The organism is Bacillota bacterium (assembly GCA_024655925.1).
Classification (GTDB): Bacteria; Bacillota; DTU025; order DTU025; family JANLFS01; genus JANLFS01.
Map to the genome: position 1 here is coordinate 1 of JANLFS010000161.1, position 1,915 is coordinate 1,915.

Annotated in this window: 2 protein-coding genes; both read right to left on the reverse strand. The window is 58.7% G+C overall.

Translation table 11 applies throughout. The annotated features are described in order from the left end of the window. Positions 1-746: 746 nt before the first annotated feature. Positions 747-1,418, reverse strand: a complete 672-nt coding sequence (locus NUW23_15290) for a thiamine diphosphokinase (protein MCR4427522.1) — start codon at positions 1,416-1,418, stop codon at positions 747-749. Between the two features lie 91 nt (positions 1,419-1,509). After that, complete coding sequence (locus tag NUW23_15295; GenBank protein MCR4427523.1) at positions 1,510-1,713, reverse strand: hypothetical protein; 204 nt, start codon at positions 1,711-1,713, stop codon at positions 1,510-1,512. Positions 1,714-1,915: the final 202 nt, after the last annotated feature.

Sequence of the window (1,915 nt, forward strand, 5' to 3'; positions counted from 1 at the left end):
CTTCCGTTTTAGGGCACAGAAAGATCTCTGTACCTACTGAAACTTTACTCATACAGGCCTCTGTTGTCAGACCAGGCCTCTCTGGCCAGGGTCAGACTGCCCGAACAGCTCTGATCTGAACGGCCGTTCGGAGCAGAGTCTCGCGTCTCGTGCCGCGCTGTCCGGCGTGTGCCTTTCGGCCTGCGTGCCATTTGGCACACCATCTTGGGCCTCCAGCACTAAACACCCCGCCGGGCGTCGACATAACATGGACCGGGTGGTTAACGCCCTCCAAGGAGGTGAAAACGCGATGGCAGAGGTCGAAAAGCAGCAGTTCCTGTGGCCCTGGTGGTGGTGGTGGCTCCTCTGCGTGGTCATCGTCATCCTTATCCTCTGGTGGCTCTTCTGGCTGTGGTGGTGCTAACCGCCGCCATCTAGCACCTAGGACTCAGGTCCTCTAAGGGGGGTGAAAAGGAAATGGCAGAGGTCGAGAAGCAGTGGCTCTGGCCCTGGCCAGGATGGCTGTGGTTGATCGCGCTAATCATTGCCCTGATTATCGTCTGGTGGATCCTCTGGTGGATCTTCTTCTAGCAACCGGCGACCAGCGTTGAACGGAGCGTCAGACCCGGACCATGGTCCCCAGCTTGGCTAGATCCTCCCACTCGGCCAACGAAGCGCGACATGTGGCAGGCCGGATCTCAGTAACCCCTGAAGTCCTGGCCTGCCATGTGCTTCCTGTTCTAACACAGTATTTCAGGACTGAAGCCTCATGCCAGGTGTATCACCAGGAGGTCTCCCACACGCACACTGACGCCTGCCGCTTCCCCAATCATCCGGTTTGACACCCCTCTCGTGTACCCGCGGCGAAGGTCCTCTTCGTTGAGGGGATACTCCAGGCCCCAGGTGCATACGCCCGACGCCCTTTCTGTCCAGGGCATGAGTGAGACCGTGTCTCCTGGATTCCCGACAAGCTCAACACACCGAACCTGCCCCGAAAGAAACAGTGCCTCACCCCAGTCACCACAGACTCGTATATCGAGACCAAGGCGGGTGAACCGGAATCCCAGGTCCATGTTGGCCATAGTGTGATCGATCCGGCCCCCCACGGCACCGTGGATGTCCACTACACGGGCCTCCAGGCGAGCCGCCTCCAAGAGGGCGAGCTCCAGGTCGGTCTCATCCTTGTGCGCAGGGAAGCGGACCACCTTTGCTCCGAGAGCCTCTGCCCGGACAAGGACATCCGTGCTCACTGAGTCCATGTCTCCAACAATGATATCCGGGACTAGGCCGAGGGCGAGGCAGGCCTCCACCCCGGCATCTGCGCAGATGACTCGAGCTCCGTGGGGCACATCCACGCGAGACGTCGAAACGCCGACACCGTTCCATGCAGCATAGATGATGGTGTCGGCTAGGCGCCGGCCAGATCCTTTGCTCCCCAAAGCCACAGGCCCCCTTCGAATCCCAGCCGCTCAGAGCCAGGTCCAGCTGTGACTAAGTTAGCCGCAGAAATGCTGAATCCTGCATGCAGTCTCAGATGCTGACAGCCACGTGCATGGTGTCTCCCTCGTGCCCTACAAGTATGTCCTTTATGTAATTTGGAGGCACCACCTGGGTCAGCACGCCTCGCGCCCGATTCACCACCTCGTGGTCTGGAAGACTGGACAGTTCCTGGACATCCTTCTCATCAAGGATGAGTGTTACAACGAGCAGACCCTTGACGTCTCCAATCCGCATGCCACGCCCCTCCTATCCACGTCTGATACCGGTTTTCGACGTCCTCCGGGAGTGTCCTGCGGATTGTGGAGGTTTTGGCGCCGATAACTTACGAGAGCTCAACCTCATCATTCCAAGGCTCGGTGTGCTTTTGCACGCTATATCACGAAGATTCGCTGAGACACCTCGCGCTTCACGTACGCTAACGACAAAAACGGGATCA

Coding starts and splice junctions, on each gene's coding strand:
- NUW23_15295 (MCR4427523.1), bottom strand. CDS start 1,713: ATGCGGATTGGAGACGTCAAGGGTCTGCTCGTTGTAACACTCATCCTT.